The organism is Amycolatopsis sp. NPDC039088 (assembly GCF_055598845.1).
The window spans coordinates 61,260-77,064 of the sequence record NZ_JBVKAE010000026.1 but is presented as its reverse complement, the minus strand read 5'-3'; the positions used below and the strand labels follow the sequence as shown (position 1 = coordinate 77,064).

Annotated in this window: 18 protein-coding genes; 8 read left to right on the top strand and 10 right to left on the bottom strand. The window is 69.4% G+C overall.

What is annotated here, in order from left to right; all coding sequences use genetic code 11:
- Positions 1–257 precede the first annotated feature (257 nt).
- Both ACZ7KI_RS29470 and ACZ7KI_RS29465 read left to right on the top strand, forming a co-directional pair.
- The gene (locus ACZ7KI_RS29470) at positions 258–1,052 is read left to right on the top strand and encodes an EamA family transporter (RefSeq protein WP_470276371.1); all 795 of its coding nucleotides are present in this window, start codon (positions 258–260) and stop codon (positions 1,050–1,052) included.
- Positions 1,053–1,069: 17 nt separating this feature from the next.
- Entirely contained in the window at positions 1,070–1,747 is a 678-nt protein-coding gene (locus ACZ7KI_RS29465; protein ID WP_470276308.1) for a DUF6885 family protein, read from the top strand.
- Here ACZ7KI_RS29465 and ACZ7KI_RS29460 read toward each other — a convergent pair.
- The 3 genes from ACZ7KI_RS29460 to ACZ7KI_RS29450 all read right to left on the bottom strand — a co-directional run bounded on the left by ACZ7KI_RS29460 (position 1,722) and on the right by ACZ7KI_RS29450 (position 5,071).
- On the bottom strand, positions 1,722–3,161 hold the full coding sequence (locus tag ACZ7KI_RS29460) for an APC family permease (RefSeq protein ID WP_470276370.1): 1,440 nt from the start codon (positions 3,159–3,161) through the stop codon (positions 1,722–1,724). The two genes, ACZ7KI_RS29465 and ACZ7KI_RS29460, sit on opposite strands and share 26 nt — an antisense overlap.
- 66 nt (positions 3,162–3,227) lie before the next feature.
- Positions 3,228–3,881: a response regulator gene (locus ACZ7KI_RS29455; RefSeq protein ID WP_470276307.1), complete on the bottom strand. Its 654-nt coding sequence runs from the start codon at positions 3,879–3,881 to the stop codon at positions 3,228–3,230.
- Positions 3,878–5,071, bottom strand: coding sequence for a sensor histidine kinase (locus ACZ7KI_RS29450; protein WP_470276306.1), 1,194 nt, complete (start codon positions 5,069–5,071; stop codon positions 3,878–3,880). Before ACZ7KI_RS29450 ends, ACZ7KI_RS29455 begins: the two co-directional genes overlap by 4 nt.
- Before the next feature lie 110 nt (positions 5,072–5,181).
- Between ACZ7KI_RS29450 and ACZ7KI_RS29445 the strand changes: the two genes are divergently transcribed.
- Positions 5,182–5,763 (top strand): hypothetical protein, encoded by a 582-nt coding sequence (locus ACZ7KI_RS29445; protein ID WP_470276305.1) that lies wholly within the window; start codon positions 5,182–5,184, stop codon positions 5,761–5,763.
- Between the two features lie 2 nt (positions 5,764–5,765).
- Positions 5,766–5,981 carry a hypothetical protein gene (locus ACZ7KI_RS29440; RefSeq protein ID WP_470276304.1) on the top strand — a complete coding sequence of 72 codons (216 nt, stop codon included), beginning with the start codon at positions 5,766–5,768 and terminating at the stop codon, positions 5,979–5,981.
- Here the strand turns inward: ACZ7KI_RS29440 and ACZ7KI_RS29435 are convergent.
- Together ACZ7KI_RS29435 and ACZ7KI_RS29430 are read right to left on the bottom strand one after the other, a co-directional pair.
- Complete coding sequence (locus ACZ7KI_RS29435) at positions 5,973–7,205, bottom strand: hypothetical protein (RefSeq protein WP_470276303.1); 1,233 nt, start codon at positions 7,203–7,205, stop codon at positions 5,973–5,975. The two genes, ACZ7KI_RS29440 and ACZ7KI_RS29435, sit on opposite strands and share 9 nt — an antisense overlap.
- Entirely contained in the window at positions 7,202–8,011 is an 810-nt protein-coding gene (locus tag ACZ7KI_RS29430; protein WP_470276302.1) for a class I SAM-dependent methyltransferase, read from the bottom strand. Before ACZ7KI_RS29430 ends, ACZ7KI_RS29435 begins: the two co-directional genes overlap by 4 nt.
- A gap of 62 nt (positions 8,012–8,073) precedes the next feature.
- Here ACZ7KI_RS29430 and ACZ7KI_RS29425 point away from each other — a divergent pair, with 62 nt between their 5' ends.
- On the top strand, positions 8,074–8,451 hold the full coding sequence (locus ACZ7KI_RS29425) for a hypothetical protein (RefSeq protein WP_470276301.1): 378 nt from the start codon (positions 8,074–8,076) through the stop codon (positions 8,449–8,451).
- 45 nt (positions 8,452–8,496) lie between these two features.
- On the top strand, positions 8,497–9,696 hold the full coding sequence (locus ACZ7KI_RS29420; RefSeq protein WP_470276300.1) for a hypothetical protein: 1,200 nt from the start codon (positions 8,497–8,499) through the stop codon (positions 9,694–9,696).
- 73 nt (positions 9,697–9,769) lie between these two features.
- Here the strand turns inward: ACZ7KI_RS29420 and ACZ7KI_RS29415 are convergent, their stop codons facing one another.
- From ACZ7KI_RS29415 to ppgK, 3 genes are all read right to left on the bottom strand, one after another.
- The gene (locus tag ACZ7KI_RS29415) at positions 9,770–10,291 is read right to left on the bottom strand and encodes a pyridoxamine 5'-phosphate oxidase family protein (RefSeq protein ID WP_470276299.1); all 522 of its coding nucleotides are present in this window, start codon (positions 10,289–10,291) and stop codon (positions 9,770–9,772) included.
- Between the two features lie 92 nt (positions 10,292–10,383).
- Positions 10,384–11,781, bottom strand: a complete 1,398-nt coding sequence (locus ACZ7KI_RS29410) for an RNA polymerase sigma factor (RefSeq protein WP_470276298.1) — start codon at positions 11,779–11,781, stop codon at positions 10,384–10,386.
- Positions 11,782–12,027: 246 nt separating this feature from the next.
- Entirely contained in the window at positions 12,028–12,789 is a 762-nt protein-coding gene (ppgK, locus tag ACZ7KI_RS29405; RefSeq protein WP_470276369.1) for a polyphosphate--glucose phosphotransferase, read from the bottom strand.
- Positions 12,790–12,856: 67 nt separating this feature from the next.
- Here ppgK and ACZ7KI_RS29400 point away from each other — a divergent pair, with 67 nt between their 5' ends.
- Positions 12,857–13,675, top strand: a complete 819-nt coding sequence (locus ACZ7KI_RS29400; protein WP_470276297.1) for an inositol monophosphatase family protein — start codon at positions 12,857–12,859, stop codon at positions 13,673–13,675.
- Between the two features lie 78 nt (positions 13,676–13,753).
- On the opposite strand, the gene cei is transcribed toward ACZ7KI_RS29400, so the two are convergent.
- The gene (cei, locus tag ACZ7KI_RS29395; protein ID WP_470276296.1) at positions 13,754–14,437 is read right to left on the bottom strand and encodes an envelope integrity protein Cei; all 684 of its coding nucleotides are present in this window, start codon (positions 14,435–14,437) and stop codon (positions 13,754–13,756) included.
- A gap of 454 nt (positions 14,438–14,891) precedes the next feature.
- Between cei and ACZ7KI_RS29390 the strand changes: the two genes are divergently transcribed.
- Entirely contained in the window at positions 14,892–15,200 is a 309-nt protein-coding gene (locus ACZ7KI_RS29390) for a DUF4193 domain-containing protein (RefSeq protein WP_005164528.1), read from the top strand.
- A 101-nt stretch (positions 15,201–15,301) separates the two neighbouring features.
- On the opposite strand, the gene ACZ7KI_RS29385 is transcribed toward ACZ7KI_RS29390, so the two are convergent.
- On the bottom strand, positions 15,302–15,796 hold the full coding sequence (locus ACZ7KI_RS29385) for a DUF3093 domain-containing protein (protein ID WP_470276295.1): 495 nt from the start codon (positions 15,794–15,796) through the stop codon (positions 15,302–15,304).
- Between the last annotated feature and the right edge of the window lie 9 nt (positions 15,797–15,805).

The window sequence follows — 15,805 nt, the reverse complement described above, 5'->3', positions numbered from 1 at the left end:
TCGTTCCCGGCTCCGCCGTGTTCGTGCTTCCACTCTTCCAGACGTTTGGCGGCCCGCAAGTGTTCCCGCCTGGGTGTCTCATTTGTCACTGGTAATTACCTCGGATGCCGTAGCGTAATCACGCAACGTAGGAGAAGACTCCCCCTGAACCCGCCTTTTCCCATGTCAGGCACCATGCGGGAGTGGGTATCGCAGTCGTCCGGAGCCGCCTCTCGAGCGTCCCGGCCCCGGTTCTGTTCGTTCTCAGCGGAATTTCCATGTACGCCGGTGCCGCTGTCGCCGTAGGTCTCTTTTCGGTCGCCTCACCCGCGGGGGTGGCCTGGCTCCGCTGTCTCGGGGCCGCGGTCGTGCTGCTGGCGTGGCGGCGGCCACCCCGTTCGGCGTGGACCGGCCGCACGTTCCTGCTCGCCGGCGCGTTCGGTGTCGTCACCGCCGGGATGAACGTGCTCTTCTACGAGGCGATCGCGCGGTTGCCGCTGGGCACGGCCGTCGCGCTGGAGTTCGCCGGGCCCGTGCTGGTCGCCGCGTTCGGTTCGCGCACCCGCCGCGACGCCTTCGCGTTGCTGCTGGTGGTGGCCGGTGTCGTGGCCATCGCGGACGTCCGGCTCGAAGGCAGCCTGCTGGGCGTGCTCTTCGCGCTGGGCGCGGCGGCAGCCTGGGCCGGGTACATCCTGCTGGGGAAGCGGGTCGCGGTCGGCGGGAACGGGATCGACGGGCTGGCCGTCGGGTTCGCCGTCGGCACCGTGGTGCTCTCGCCGCTGGCTCTCGGCACCGGCGCGGTGTGGGCTTCGCCACGTTTGCTGCTGTTGGGCATCGGGGTCGGCGTGCTCTCGACCGTCGTGCCGTACGCGCTGGATCAGGTGGTCCTGCGCAAGGCGGGGCAGGCGCGGTTCGCGCTGTTGCTCGCGTTGCTGCCGGTCACGGCGGGCGTCATCGGCTTCCTGTGGCTGAGGCAGGTCCCGACCCTTCCCGAGGCGCTCGGCACGCTGGCCGTCGTAGCCGGGGTGGCGCTGCGCTCGCCGGAGAAACGCGATGGCCCGGCACCCCTCTGAACGCCGATACTGAGCCGATGTCCTCCGGAATCGACGGCGACCGGACCGGTCTGTCGGGACAGCGCTGGCTCCCCGGTGGTGAGCACCTCGTCGCCGTCGCGCGGGCCGAACTCCCGCAGAAGGACGGGCTCGCCGGGCCGTTCGTGGCGCTGGCCGCCCTGCGCGCCGCGGGCTTCGACGTCTCAGACCAGGACGAGGTCGCCGCGGTGGCCGGCACCACGCCGGACGGCCTCCGGCGGGCGATCGAGGCGCTGTCGGGCGGACGGCTCGCCGCCGTGCCCGCAGTGCCCGCCACCGGGCACTGGGCGCCGCAGTCGCTGTTCATGCTCCTGGCCGGGCTGTGGCGGCTGCCACGGGTCGCGGTGATCGCCGAGGTCGACCCGGCCGAATTCGGCGCGCACGACACCCCGGTGCGGGCGCTGCTCGACTACCTCGACACGGGTGTCCCGCCGCTGTGGTCGTCGCGGTGGCGCCCCGCCGGCGGCCATGCCGTCCTGGTCGCCGGGATGCGGATCGGCACCGAAGGCACCCTTTTGTCCATTATGGACGGCTATCCGTCCTTGGGGCACAACGGATTGCACGACCAGCCGGTGGAATGGGTCGCCGCGGCGCTGAACCGGATGCTGATCGTGGTGGACGACGGCGACGCCGAGGCCGCCGTCGCCGCGATCACGACGGCCGGTCTGTGGAGCTGAGGTCGTTCTTCGCGAAGCGCGAGTGCTTGCGCCCGTAGAAGACGTAGATCAGCAGGCCGAGCACCAGCCACGCGGCGAACCGCAGCCAGGTCATCACGTCGAGGTTGAGCATGAGGTAGAAGCACGCCAGCGCCGCCACGATCGGCAGGTACGGCGAGAACGGCACGGTGAACGGGCGCTCCAGGCCGGGACGGCGTTTCCGCAGCACCGGCACGGCCACCGCGACGATGATCATCGCCGACAGCGCGCCGATGCTGACCATGTCGGCGAGTTCGGAGATCGGGATGAACGCGGCCAGCGCCGCGATCAGCACGGCGCCGCTGATGGTCATCCGATGCGGGGTGCCCCAGCGCGGATGCGCCGTGCCGAACTTCTTCGGCAGCAGGCCGTCGCGGCCCATCGCGAAGCCGATCCGCCCGATCGTCACCAGTTCCACCATCATCACCGACGTCAGCCCGGTGACCGCGCCGAGTGAGATCAGCGCGCCGACCCAGTGCTGCCCGACCCGGTCGAAGGCGTCGGCGAGCGGGGCGCCCGCGTCGATCTCGGCGAACGGCACCATCCCGGTCAGCACCAGCGAGACGCCGATGTAGAGCAGGGCGCAGACGCCGAGCGCGCCGAGGATGCCGACCCGGAGGTCGCGTTTGGGGTTCACGGTCTCCTCGCCGAGGTTGGCGAGTGCCTCGAAACCGGTGTAGGCGAAGAAGACGACCGCGGCGGCGGTGACCATTCCCGCGATGCCGTAGACGGACTGCTCCAGCCCGAGCGCGGCTTGCACGATCGGCTGGTGCAAAGCCCCGGCGGTCTCCGCGGGCGGCTGGGCGGGCGGGATGAACGGGACGAGGTTCTCGCCGCGGATGTAGAACACGCCGACCGCGAGGATCAGCACGCATACCGCGACCTTCACCAGCACGAGCAGATTCGTCACCCGTGCCGACTCCTTGATCCCGATGACGGCGATCACGGTCAGCACGGCGATGATCGCGACGGCGCCGATGTTCACTTTCGCGTCTTCGCCGAACCAGTCGGGGGAGAGGCCCATCAGATTCGCGAGGTAGCCGGACCAGCCCCGCGAGACGACGGCCGCGCCGAGGGCGAACTCGAGCAGCAGGTCCCAGCCGATGATCCAGGCGAAGGTCTCGCCGAGGGTGGCGAAGGCGTAGGTGTAGGCGCTTCCGGCCGTCGGCACGCTGGAGGCGAGTTCGGCGTAACAGAGCGCGGCCATCCCGGCGACGACGGCGCCGAGCACGAAAGACAGCGTCACCGACGGGCCCGCGTGGGTCTTGGCTTCGACGCCGGCGAGGGTGAAGATGCCGGTGCCGATGATGATGCCGACCCCGAAGCCGATCAGGTCGCGCCCGTGCAGGCGGCGTTTCAGCTCACTGGAGTCCTGTCGCTTCAGGACCTCGTCCACGTCCAGAGTTCGGCGCATGAAGGGTCACGCTAGAAGATCGCCGCCCGCCTCGCAGAACGGTGGAGATCAACCCTCCAGGGTGACGCCGTTCTCCTGCGCGAGGATTGCCGCCTGTACCCGCGACCGCAGTTCCAGCTTCGTCAGTACGCGCGAAACGTGCGTCTTCACCGTGGTCTCGCCGATGTGCAGCCGGGTGCCGATCTGCGCGTTGGACAGGCCACCGCCCAGGCATGCCAGCACCTCACGCTCGCGTTCGGTCAGGTCGGCGAGCCCGTCGGGGGCACTGGACGGTTCGCGGGTCCCTTCGGCGAACGCGGCGATCAGCTTCCGGGTGACCTGTGGGGCGAGCACCCCTTCGCCCGCCGCGACCAGTTTCACCGCTTCGATCAGCCGCGACGCTTCCACCGATTTCAGCAGGAACCCGGCCGCGCCTGCCCGCAGCGCGGCGTGGACGTACTCGTCGAGGTCGAAAGTGGTCAGCACCAGGACTTCGCACAGCCCTTCCGCGGTCAGTTCCCGCGTGGCCGCGATGCCGTCGACGCCGGGCATCCGGACGTCCATGAGCACGACGTCGGGCTTCAGGGCCTTCGCCTGGCGGACGGCGGTGGCACCGTCCGCGGCCTCGCCGACGACCTCGATGCCTTCGGCGTTGCCGAGGATCATCATCAGCCCCGCCCGGATCGCGCCGTGGTCGTCGGCGACGAGCACCTTGATGGTCATGACCCCTCCAGAGGCAGTTCGGCGCGGACCAGCCAGCCGCCGCCGGACGGCCCGGCGGCGAGGGTGCCGCCCACCGCGGCGGCACGTTCCCGCATGTTCAGCAGGCCGAGTCCGGTCCCGCCGTCTTCGGGGTGACCCGACTGAAGATCATTGCGTACTTCGACGGTGAGTATGCCGCCGCCCGAGCGGATGTCGAGAACGGCCTTGCCGCCGGGGGCGTGTTTCACCGCATTGGTGAGCGCTTCCTGCGCGATCCGGTATGCCGTCAGGTCGACGGCGGCCGGGAGCGGCGCGGCTCCATCCACAGTGGAATGGACTTCGACCACCAGTCCGCTGGCCCTTGCCGATTCGACCAATTTGGACAGTTCGGCCAGCCGGGCGGGCGCGGTCGCCTCGATCTCGGTGTTCCCCGAAGCGGGGTCCTCCCTCAACAGCCCGATCATCGCGCGCATCTCCTCCAGCGCGCTCACACTGTTCTCCCGCACCGATTTCAGGACCTTCCTGGACAGCCGCGGGTCGGCGTCCGCCATCGACAACGCGGCTTCGGACTGGAGCGCGATCGCCGAAAGATGCCCGGCGATGACGTCGTGCAGATCCCGCGCCATCTTCGAGCGTTCCCCGGCGACGGCGGCCTTCCGGTCCAGTTCGCCGATCGTGGCCAGCTGGACCGCGTTCGCCCGTTCGTTGTCGGCGATGTCCCGCTGTTGCCGCACGTTCGCCGCCCACCACACCGGGGTGACGAGGAACGGCAGGAACGCGAACGCCACCAGGATCCCCGTCCGCCACTGCGAAGACAGGACGAGCGCCAGGCACACCACCGCGAGCGTCCCGATCGCGGCGATGCCGATCATCGCCCTGCTGGCCCGCCGCGAACCGTAGAGCGTCGTGGCGTAGAGGAAATCGGTGAAGACGACGAGGATCGGCAGGGAGGGACCGATCGCCACGTCCACGGCGACCACGACCAGCGCGCAGAGCAGCGCCAACGGGACCTTGCGGCGCAGCATCTCCAGCGCGCACAGCACGGTCAGTTCGGTCAGCCGGATCCACAGTGGTGTCGTGTCCGGGCCGTTGAGCAGTACCTGCATCCCGCTGAGGTAGACCAGGACGCCGATGAGCCAGGTGCCGAGCGCGATAACGAGGTCCTGCTTCCACCGCGGAAGGTGACTCAGGCGCGGGACTAACGTGGGCACCGCTCCATCCCAGCACATCGGGACGGGCGGCGGGGTCCTACGAACTGATGACGATGATCTCCTGCCCTTCGCCGACGCGCCGGACCACCACCGTGGGCGAAGCTCGAAGCGTGAACAAGATCTGGGACTTCTTCGCGGAGAATCCGATGGCGGCGGTGATCGCCGCCGGGGAGATCGGTTTCTGGGTCGCCATCGGCGCCGGCCTGCTGGCCCGCTACCTGCTCCGGCTCAAGCGGACGAGCACCGTCCTGCTGGCCCTCACCCCGGTGATCGACATCGTGGTGCTGGTCGCGACGGTGCTCGACCTCCAGGGTGGCGGCAAGGCGAACTTCGTGCACGGCCTCGCCGCGGTTTATCTCGGCTTCAGCGTGGTGTTCGGGCCTTCGATGATCCGATGGGCCGACGTGCGGTTCGCGCACCGGTTCGCGGGCGGCCCGCCACCACCGCCCAAGCCGAAGGGGCGGATGAAGGTCCGCGCCGAATGGCGTGAATGGGGTAAATGCGTGCTGGCCTGCGGGATCGCCGCCGTCGTGCTGCTGGCGCTGATCTTCATGATCGGCGACACCGAGCAGGTCGCGCAGCTGTGGAGCTGGCTGCCGCGGTTGGGGGTCGTGACGGCCATCTGGTTCGCTACCGGCCCCTTGTGGCAGCAGTTCTCACCCAAGGACGACCGGGTTTCGGAAGGGGCGTGACGATGATCGAACTACTAGGGATCCTGCTGCTGGTGCAGGGCGCGGGAGGGCTGATCAACCGGCTGCTCGACGGCGGCGACCCGAGCTGGTTCGTGCAGCTCCACCTGCTCCCGCCGGGTATGCACATCGTGGCGAGCGCGCTGATGGTGGCGGTGGGCGTGGGGGTGCTGTTCGCCGAGCGGGGCCGCAAACAGTGCCGCGGCAGCGGCTCAAACTGAGACGAGTACCTGCAGGACACCGAGGACGAGGGTGACGACCGTCAGCACGATGGTCACCACGGTGAGCCGCGTGACCCGCGCGCTCACCGTGTTCTCGTAGGCGTAGCGGGTCTCCTCGTCCATCGCCTCGGCCTGGCGGTCGAGCTGGGCGATGATCCGCTCCACCCCCATGCTGGTGACCAGACGGCGTTCTAGCGAATCGATCTCGGGCGGGAGCACCGAGTGCAGCATCTCGAGGATGTCGTCGAGCGAGCCCCGGAGCAGCCGGGTGCGGTTCGCGGCCTTCTTCTTCGCCGTCAGCGCCCGCATCTCGCGCTGGGCGGTGCGCAGCCACTGGTCGGCCAGCGCCATCCGGATCAGGACCCGTTCGAGGATGAAGAGCATGCCGTGGTCGAGGCCGCCGACGTCGCTGTCGATGCCGAAGTACGGTTCGACCGCGCCGAACGGGCCGCGCATCAGCTCGTCCTGCTGCTCGACGTAGTCGGAATCCTTGCTGTTGAGGCAGACGATCCCGCCCGCCATCGTGTACGCGGAGACGAAGGACCGCGTGCCCCAGGAGGGGCCGAGCGCTTCCCTGGCGACCTCGCGGGGTACGAACCGCCAGCCCTCGTCGCTGGTCGCCAGCCCGTAGAACGGCCGGGGATCGGCCGCGACCCGCTGCGCGGGCGGATGTCCGTCGTGGGACCGCAATTCGACGCACCAGCCCTTGCGGCCGAGCCCTTCGGTCAGGCCGCAGCCCCTGGTCAGGTCCTCGAAGATATGGGTGACGGCCTTGAGGAGCGAGGGGAACGACTTCTCGCCGTAGCCGCCGCGCAGCCCGTTCTCCCCGTTCGTCGCCTCACGGCCCTGAAGGCTCTGCAGGACGGCGATGGCGAGATCGAAGCCGGCGGCGGGCGGCTCTGGCTCCGGTCCGGTGATCGTGGTGGCGAGGATCAGCGTCATCGCGTGATAGGCGGGGTGCCAGGTGACGATGAGCTCGCAGGGCAGGCTGGCCGCGCCGACGTGGATCGACAGCCGGGAGCCACCGGTGCGTTTGCGCAGCACGCGGCGTTTCGGCGGAGTCGTGTACGTGGTGAGGAAGTCCTCCGCGGCGGTCCATTCCTCGCCGAGTTTCCCGTCGAGATGGGTCAGCAGACCGCGATCCCGGCCGCCGTCCAGTACCTTCCCCGCCTCGCGCTCGGACAGCGGGACCGCCCAGGCGTAGGTGAGGAGCACCGCCGTCATGCGGGTTCGCGGCGCAGCACGGTGATCAGATCCCGGCCGAGGTGACGGCGCAGCGGGCCGGAGGCGTTGACCAGTTCGTCGCGGTCGATGTGGTCGTCGGCGGGACCGAGGTCGTCGAGGACGTGGTAGGTCCATTCCCAGTCGGTGCGCCAGCCCGCTTCGGCGGCGTCGGCGGCGACCTCCGCCGGGTCGAGATGGCGGACCGGGAGCGCCGGGCCGTCGCCGTCGCGTAGCGCCTTGTCGAATTCTTCGCGGCCGATCCGGCGTGAGCGGACCTCGCCGCCTTCGACACTGTCCAGGCTGAAGGCGCCACGTCCGATCGGTGCGCGGCTGTAGGCCAGCACCAGAGCGCCGCCGGGCGCGGTGAGCTCGGCCAGCCGTCGCAGGATGGGCGCGACCTGCGAAGTCGGCACGTGCTGGATGACGTGACTGCAGACGACGAGGTCGTACGGGCCGCCGTCCAGCTCGGTGATCGGCGAAGCGACGAAGGAGAGCCGGGTGTCCTCGACGACGGTCTCGCTCGCCTTCGCCAGCCTGTCCCGGTCGGGATCTGCGGCCGTGACCTCGGCGGAGAACCGGGCGAGCCAGTGAAGAAGCCTGCCTTCCCCACACCCGGCGTCGAGCGCCTTGATCCCGGCTCGCGCACCGAGGGTGGCGGTGAGCCGCTCGGCGACCTTGCCGAGCGCGCGCTCCTCGCTGGCCGCCCAGTAGCCGTCGTAGGGTTCGTGCCGTCGGATGAACATGCCGGTAACGTGGTCGCCGGTGTCCGGATAGCGGTAGCCCTCGGTCAGCTTCTCGGTCAACACAGTCGCGAATATAGCCGGGTTCACGGCTTCTCCGACCCCGCCGAGCGGGATTACCATGGGTCATGGCCACCGTGCCTGTCGCGCTGTACGCCGTTGTCGCCGTGGCGCCGTCGGCTCTTTTCTGGTGCGCGCTGCGGGTCCCCGAGGCGGTGCGCCGGTGGCGCCGTCACCGCGAACCGGACATCCCCGCGGGCCCGCCCATCGAAAAACTCGCCGCCGATCTCCGCCGGGTGCACCGGCTGCTGGCGGAGCTCCCACCCGGTGCTTCGGCCGTCCGCCGGTACGGCACCCGGCAGGCGTACGACGCGCTGCTCGTCCAGGCCTGCCGGGAGGTCGAGGTCGACCACCGGCTGGACGAGCTGCCGGAAGGGTTCGACCGAGGGATCGAACGGCTGCGCGTCGAGGAATCCTTGGCCGAGCGCGGACTTTCGGTGTCCTGAAGCGTTTGTATCGAAAGTATGCGCGGGGCCGGGATGCTCGCGGTCATGAAGAGGTTGGGACTGCTCGCTTCACTCTTGCTGGTGTTCGCGCTCGTTCCCGGGATCGCCTCCGCCGCGGCCGCTTTCCCGCGGATGGACGCGGCCACGGTCGACGGCTTTCGCTGGACGCCCGGTTCGAGCTTCGACGTCTACGGCGCGCGGATCGCCGCACTGGAGCGCCAGCTCCCGGCGCGTGGCCTGCCGGAGATCCTGTCGTCGGCGAACCGGACCGCGCGGCCGTTGTGCCACGGCACATATCTCGCGACGGCGCTGAAACCGGCGGGATTCTGCTGGGAAGACGCGGGAGACGACAAGACGAACGACTGGATCCCGCAGGGCCTGACCGGCTCCGGCGACGCCGACGCGGCGACCGGGAAGGTCGGCGGCAAACGGGTCGTGGCGGCCTCCTGGCACACCCCGGGCGACACGATGGTCCGTCTGTCCTTTGTGGACGCGACTGGGCTCGGCTACCGGCACGTGCTGCTCGTCGAACCGACGTCGAACGACAACTTCGCCGTCGTGCAGGGACACGGGCACGGGATGACCTGGATCGGGAACCGCCTGTTCGTCGCGACCACCGGGGGAGTGGTGCGCGTCTTCGACACGACGCACTTCTGGAAGGTCGACGACAGCTCCGGCGTCGTCGGGAAGGGCTCGGACGGCAAGTACCACGCGGCGTTCTACGACTACGCGATGCCGCAGATCGGCGCCTACTGGTACCCCGGCGGCGGAACCTGCACCGGGGCACCCGGGGTGCGGCCGTGTCTCGCGACGATGTCCTTCGACCACAGCGACGGCTCGATCGTGACCGCGGAACACGTGCCCAACGCCGCCGGCGGCCGGGTGCTGCGCTGGCCGTTCGACCGCGCGACGGGGCTGCCCAAGCTGTCGGACGACGGCACCGTGCACGCGAAGGAAGGGTTCGTGTCGCCGGTGTGGAGCATGCAGGGAGCGGTGTCACGCAACGGATATTTCGTGCTGACCGGGACCTGCCCGGAATACGCCGGGGTGGCCGGTGACCATCCGTCCTGTCTGCACGGCGGGGTCGGCGGCACGTCGACGTCGAGGCTCAGCGGCAAGGCGCCGGTGAACTCGCAGAACCTGTCGTACTGGCCGGCGACGGGGGAGCTGTGGCTGATGAACGAACAACTCCGGGAGCGGGTCACCGTGTACGTCCCGTGGACGACCCTGACCGGCCGCCCCTGAGAGCCCGCGTTTCGTCCTCTGAATGCGATCCTTGCGCACGCAACTACCGCATTCAGAGGACTAAACGCGACGGTCACCTGGCGAAATCCCAGCGCGTGGCGCCGTACGGTTCGGCGCCTGCCACGCCGATGGCGCGGTGGAGGGTGAGCCGGTACAGGTGCCAGGGCGGCGGGCCCGCGCTGGGCGCGCTGTAGGGCGCGGTCAGCGCGTCGCCTTCCGCCGTGGCGGGCCAGCCACCGGCCCGGTACACGGCGGCCACCCGCTCCAGTGTCGCCGGATCGGTGACCCGATGGGCTTCGCCTTCCAGCGTGAGGTCGATTCCTCGCAGGCGCACCGAAACACCGCAGGCCGGGTTCGCCGCGAGGTTGCGGGAGCGCCGGGTGCCGGGTCCGCCCTTGAAGTACAGGGTGTCGTCCACCCAGACGGCGCCGACGCCCGCGGAGTGCGGCCGTCCGTCGGGCCGCACGGTCGACACGAAAAAAGTCAGGTCGGCCGTGGGTGTGTCTTCGGCGAGGATGTCGCGAGGACGGCTCCAGGGCAGCTCCGCGGAGCCGTAGCGGTCGAGGTTCTTGGTCGCGATCGGGTTCGTCGTCATATCCACGCGTCGAACGAGCGGGCCCCGATTCGACACCGGACGCGAAAAACCCCGCCACCGAAACGGTGACGGGGTCTTCCGTGAGCCTGGGATCAGTCCAGGTAGTCGCGCAGCACCTGCGAACGCGACGGGTGACGCAGCTTCGACATCGTCTTCGACTCGATCTGCCGGATGCGCTCACGGGTCACCCCGTACACCTGGCCGATCTCGTCGAGCGTGCGCGGCTGTCCGTCGGTGAGGCCGAACCGCAGCCGCACCACACCCGCCTCACGTTCGGACAGCGTCTGCAACACCGACTGGAGCTGGTCCTGCAGCAGCGTGAACGACACCGCGTCGACCGCGACGACGGCCTCGGAGTCCTCGATGAAGTCACCGAGCTGCGAGTCGCCCTCGTCGCCGATGGTCTGGTCGAGCGAGATCGGCTCGCGGGCGTACTGCTGGATCTCGAGGACCTTCTCCGGGGAGATGTCCATTTCCTTCGCGAGCTCTTCGGGGGTGGGCTCGCGACCGAGGTCCTGCAACAGCTCACGCTGTATACGGCCGAGTTTGTTGATGACCTCGACCATGTGCACCGGGATACGGATGGTGCGGGCCTGGTCGGCCATCGCGCGGGTGATCGCCTGACGGATCCACCAGGTGGCGTACGTGGAGAACTTGTAGCCCTTGGTGTAGTCGAACTTCTCGACCGCGCGGATCAGACCGAGGTTGCCCTCCTGGATCAGGTCCAGGAACGCCATGCCGCGGCCGGTGTAGCGCTTGGCCAGCGAGACCACGAGCCGGAGGTTCGCCTCCAGGAGGTGGTTCTTCGCCCGCTCACCGTCACGCACGATCCACTTGAGGTCGCGCCGCATCTGGGTGACGAGTTTCTCGCCCTCCTCTTCGGCGTTGCGGACGCGCTCGGCGGCGTAGAGCCCGGCCTCGATGCGCTTGGCGAGCTCCACCTCCTCCTCGGCGTTCAGCAGGGCGACCTTGCCGATCTGCTTGAGGTACGCGCGGACCGAGTCGGCCGAAGCGGTGAGCTCGGCGTCCTTACGGGCCTGGCGCAGCGCCTCGGACTCTTCCTCGTCCCAGACGAAATCCGGGTTGTCGGAGGTCTTTCCGGCGTTCTTGTCGGCCACCGTGCGGCGCCGCGGGGGCGTCTCTTCGGCGTCCTCGTCGGACTCGGCGTCCTCTTCGGTGTCTTCGGTGACCGTCGCGTCGACGACGTCCACCTCGACCTCTTCCAGGTCGGACAGATCCGGGGTCTCGAGGTCGGCTTCGTCGAGCTCTACCGGACCGTCTTCCGGATCGCCGTCTTCGGTCTTGACACCCTTGGTGGCGGGTTTCTTGGCCGGAGCCTTCTTCGCCGGGGCCTTCTTCGCGCCGGCCGCCTTGGCGGCGGTCTTGCGCGCCGCGGGCTTCGCCGCGCCGGTGGCTGCCTCGTCGGCCGGCTCGCCGGCTGCGGTCGCTGTCTTCGTCCCGCTTCGGGTTGCGGTTCTTGCGGCTGCCACTTACGCCCTTTCGCAGCGGTCGATCATGACGAGCCGAGGCGTGATGGTCTCGGCTGCCTCAAACTTCGGGGAACACCCCTCGGCCTGCGGTTTCCCTCGTTCTGGTGAGTGCCGCCGCCGGGGGCCGTGTTCCATTGTAACGACGATACGTGACAGCGTCGCGGCGCGGATCACCGCCCGGCGGGCGCGACACGCCGTCCGACCCGCCGAAGTGACATCCGTGGTGTCGATGTCAGCACGGGCGCGTCAGTGCTCGATGCCCTCCGCGGCGGCCGCCGCCGCGCCGACGATGCCCGCGTTGTTCTGCAAGGACGCGACGATGACCGGGGTCCGGATGTCCAGCAACGGGACCCATTTGTGCGACTTCTTGCTGACCCCGCCGCCGACGATGAACAGATCCGGCCAGATCAGGTTTTCCAGCACGCTGAGATACCTGTTCACCCGTTCCGCCCATTCGGGATACGACAGTTCCTCGTTGTCCTTCACCGACGCCGCGGCCTTCTTCTCCGCGTCGAAGCCGTCGACCTCGATGTGGCCGAACTCGGTGTTGGGCACGAGCTTGCCGTCCTGGAAGACCGCGCTGCCGATGCCGGTGCCGAAGGTCAGCAGCGCCGTCACGCCGCGCCGCGCGATCGGGTCGCCCCAGCGGATCTCCGCCATGCCCGCGGCGTCGGCGTCGTTGAGCATCGCGATGTCGTCCACGCCGCGGCCGAGGCGTTTGGCGAACAGCGCGTCGGCGTCGGTGCCGATCCACTTGTGGTCGATGTTGGCCGCGGTGTGCGCGACGCCCTTCTTGACGACCGCGGGCAGGGTGACCCCGACGGGCCCGTCCCAGCCGGCCTGGCCGGTGATCTCGGCGACGACGTCCGCCACCGCCTCGGGCGTCGACGGCTTCGGCGTGTCGAACCGGATCCGGTCGCCGATCAGCTGTCCCTCCGCCAAGTCGACCAGCGCGCCCTTGATCCCGCTGCCGCCGATGTCGATACCGAAACCTCGGGTCGCCTCCACCACGGACGTGGTCCCTTCTCGCACGATTCAGAAGCCTGCCTCGGAGACTTTAACCGGATGTGGTGACATGGCGGACGTGGGAGTTGACGAGACGTTGCTGAAGAGTGTCGCCGAGCGTGTCGCGGGCGAGGCCGCCGAACTGGTCCACGAGGCCTGGACCGGGATGAACGGGGGCCGCGAGGTGCGGGTGGACACCAAATCCGCCGACACCGACGTGGTGACCGCCGTGGACCACGAGTCGGAACGGCTGGTGCGCGCGCGGCTGGCCGAACTGCGCCCCGATGACGCCGTGCTCGGCGAGGAGGGCGGCGGGATCGCCGGCGACGGCGTGACCTGGGTGGTCGACCCGATCGACGGCACGGTGAACTTCCTCTACGGGCTGCCGTGGTTCGCGGTGTCGGTGGCCGCGCAGGTCGGCGGGGTCTCGGTGGCGGGGGCCGTCGTCGAGCCGGTCAGCGGCCGCCGCTGGACCGCCGCGCGCGGGCAGGGCGCGTTCCTCGACGGGCGGCGGCTGTCGGTCAACGCCCCCGAGCGGCTCGATCTGACCCTGGTCGGCACCGGATTCGCCTACAAGGTCGAACGGCGCACCAAACAGGCCCGGTTCGTCGCCGGACTGGCGACGCGGGTGCGGGACGTCCGGCGCAACGGCGCCGCCTCGCTCGACCTGTGCGCGGTCGCGGCGGGCTGGCTGGACGCCTACGTCGAGCACGGGCTCGGACACTGGGACTGGGCCGCGGGCGCGCTCATCGCCGCCGAGGCGGGCGCCCAGGTGTCGCTGCCCGGGGAAGACACCGAGCTGGGACCGGACGCGACCTTCGCGGTGGCGCCGTCGATCGCGGCTCCGTTGCGTCAGGCGCTGATCGACTCGGGCGCGGGCGTGATCTGAGCCCCTGCGCGCGCCATGAAAGGTCCTTTCCTCGCAAATTTGCGAGGAAAGGACCTTTCATGGCACTTGAGTACAGGTTCAGCAGGGGGCTTCGCGAGCGGCCTTCAGCAGGGCCTGGTCGATCACCGGGGCACCGCCGCCCGCCGACTGTTCACCGCCGCCGCTGCCCTGCTGCGCCTTCGACCACTGGGTGAGCTGGTCGAGGACCTGGCGCGCCTCGGCCTTCGGGCGGATATCACCCAACAGGGTGCCGGTGGTGAGCGTGACCGAAGCGTCCTTGCGGTTGTCCTTGACCAGTTCGGCGCACGGGACCACCAGGCTCAGCGTGCGGGCCGCGGCCGCGCCGTTCTCACCGAAGCGGATCTGGCCGCGGCATTTGGCTTCGACCTTCTCGTACGCCGGGTCGGTGCTCGGCTCGAGCGCCTGGGTGAAGCCCATTTCCTTGAGCGTGCTGGTGACGATGCCGCCCTGGCCGCGGATTTGGGAGCCGTTGAGCACCTGGAGGGCGACCTTGTCCGGGGGGACCGGCGCGCGGTCGTCCAGCCCGTTGTGGGCCAGCGGCGTGTAGGTGACGCCCGGTTGCGGGGCGGGCGGCGGATCGCAGCGGATCTTGGCCTCGATGTCGGCGTTGCTCGCCACGACGTTCACCCAGACGATCACCGCGCCGAGCGCCAGCACCCCGATCACGATGAGCGCGGGCAGCGGATTGCGCTTGCGATACGGCTTCGCCCCGCGGTCCCCGATGCCGTTCCCCGACGCCACCTGCCAGTCCCTTCCCCAAAGCCCGGATCCCCGGACGGTGCTTTATCTCACCGTCGTGTCCGATCAGCCTATGCGTTGAGGCGAAGGCGAGCGGCGCGGGCCTCCGGATAGCACCACGCGACGGCCACTCCGGGCAAGCGACCAGGCCCGAGGAGTGAGGTTCCCGATGTGGGGGCAACCCATTCGGACGACAAGCGTCCCGAGAACAGGTTCCCCCTGTTGGGTGACGTATTCGCAGCAATGTCTGACTCGTTGCAGAGCCGGTATCGGCGTGAGCTACCCTTCGCGGGCTCAGGCGGCAGTAAGAGGCGCAAAAGAGAGACCTCGCTCACTGCCGGGCCGGGCACAAACAGGGGCGCTGGGACGTTAACCAGCGGCACGAAGGACTCACGAGCCGCGCGCTCGCGGGTCCGGGCCATCTGACATCGAAGCTGATCGCAGGGGTGAGGGACAAATGGCGACCGACTACGACGCTCCGCGCCGCAGCGAAGCCGACGAGCTGGCCGAAGACTCGTTGGAAGAGCTCAAGGCACGGCGCAACGAAAACCAGTCCGGCGTCGTGGACGTCGACGAGGACGCGACCGCCGAAAACTTCGAGCTGCCGGGCGCGGACCTCTCCGGACTTTCCGGGGAGGACCTGACCGTCAAGGTCGTGCCCAAGCAGGCCGACGAGTTCACCTGCTCCGTCTGCTTCCTGGTGCATCACCGCAGCAGGCTGGCGGAGGAGAGTGGCGGACGGCTCATCTGCCGCGACTGCGCCTGAGCCTACGGGCACAGGGGACGGCGCGACAGGGGTTTCGGGGTTCTAAACAGGAATAAGGGGGCCGGCCGCGAGGCCGGCCCCCTTTCCCTTTTGTCAAGTCGTCAGGACCTGCTGACGGGATGGCGGAGCAGTTCGGCCACCTTCTCCGGGTGCCGGGTGCTGAACAGCCAGTACGGCGTGGGGTCTTCGGGATCGGTGAGCCAGACCCGCACGACCGGGCCGATCCAGCCCCGATGCAGCACGAAGGCCGCCGGATCGGCGTCGCGGCCGAGTGCCTTCCGCTTCTCTTCCTTGTCGATCACCTCGACGACGCCCGCGTACTTCAGCGGCAGGTGCGCGTCGCGGAGCCACAGTTCCGGCTCGTCTCCGCCGGTGACCTTCACCCGGGACCGGCCGAGCGAGATCATCAGCGCGATCACCGCGGGGATCAGCAGCACGTACGGCAGCCAGCCGCGGAGCCCGGGATAACCCATGTCGATCTCCGCCGCGAGCAGCCCGCCGCCCAGCAGCGGTAACGGCCAGCCCCACCACGGGACGTAGAGCCGCTCTGAATGCTTGACGGCGCCGCCTTCGGCCGTGTTCACGCTTTCACCCACGCCTTCAGG

Coding starts and splice junctions, on each gene's coding strand:
- ACZ7KI_RS29440 (WP_470276304.1), top strand. CDS start 5,766: ATGATCGAACTACTAGGGATCCTGCTGCTGGTGCAGGGCGCGGGAGGG.
- ACZ7KI_RS29390 (WP_005164528.1), top strand. CDS start 14,892: ATGGCGACCGACTACGACGCTCCGCGCCGCAGCGAAGCCGACGAGCTG.
- ACZ7KI_RS29425 (WP_470276301.1), top strand. CDS start 8,074: ATGGCCACCGTGCCTGTCGCGCTGTACGCCGTTGTCGCCGTGGCGCCG.
- ACZ7KI_RS29415 (WP_470276299.1), bottom strand. CDS start 10,291: ATGACGACGAACCCGATCGCGACCAAGAACCTCGACCGCTACGGCTCC.
- ACZ7KI_RS29435 (WP_470276303.1), bottom strand. CDS start 7,205: ATGACGGCGGTGCTCCTCACCTACGCCTGGGCGGTCCCGCTGTCCGAG.
- ACZ7KI_RS29420 (WP_470276300.1), top strand. CDS start 8,497: ATGAAGAGGTTGGGACTGCTCGCTTCACTCTTGCTGGTGTTCGCGCTC.
- ACZ7KI_RS29470 (WP_470276371.1), top strand. CDS start 258: ATGTACGCCGGTGCCGCTGTCGCCGTAGGTCTCTTTTCGGTCGCCTCA.
- ACZ7KI_RS29455 (WP_470276307.1), bottom strand. CDS start 3,881: ATGACCATCAAGGTGCTCGTCGCCGACGACCACGGCGCGATCCGGGCG.
- ACZ7KI_RS29465 (WP_470276308.1), top strand. CDS start 1,070: ATGTCCTCCGGAATCGACGGCGACCGGACCGGTCTGTCGGGACAGCGC.
- ACZ7KI_RS29400 (WP_470276297.1), top strand. CDS start 12,857: ATGGCGGACGTGGGAGTTGACGAGACGTTGCTGAAGAGTGTCGCCGAG.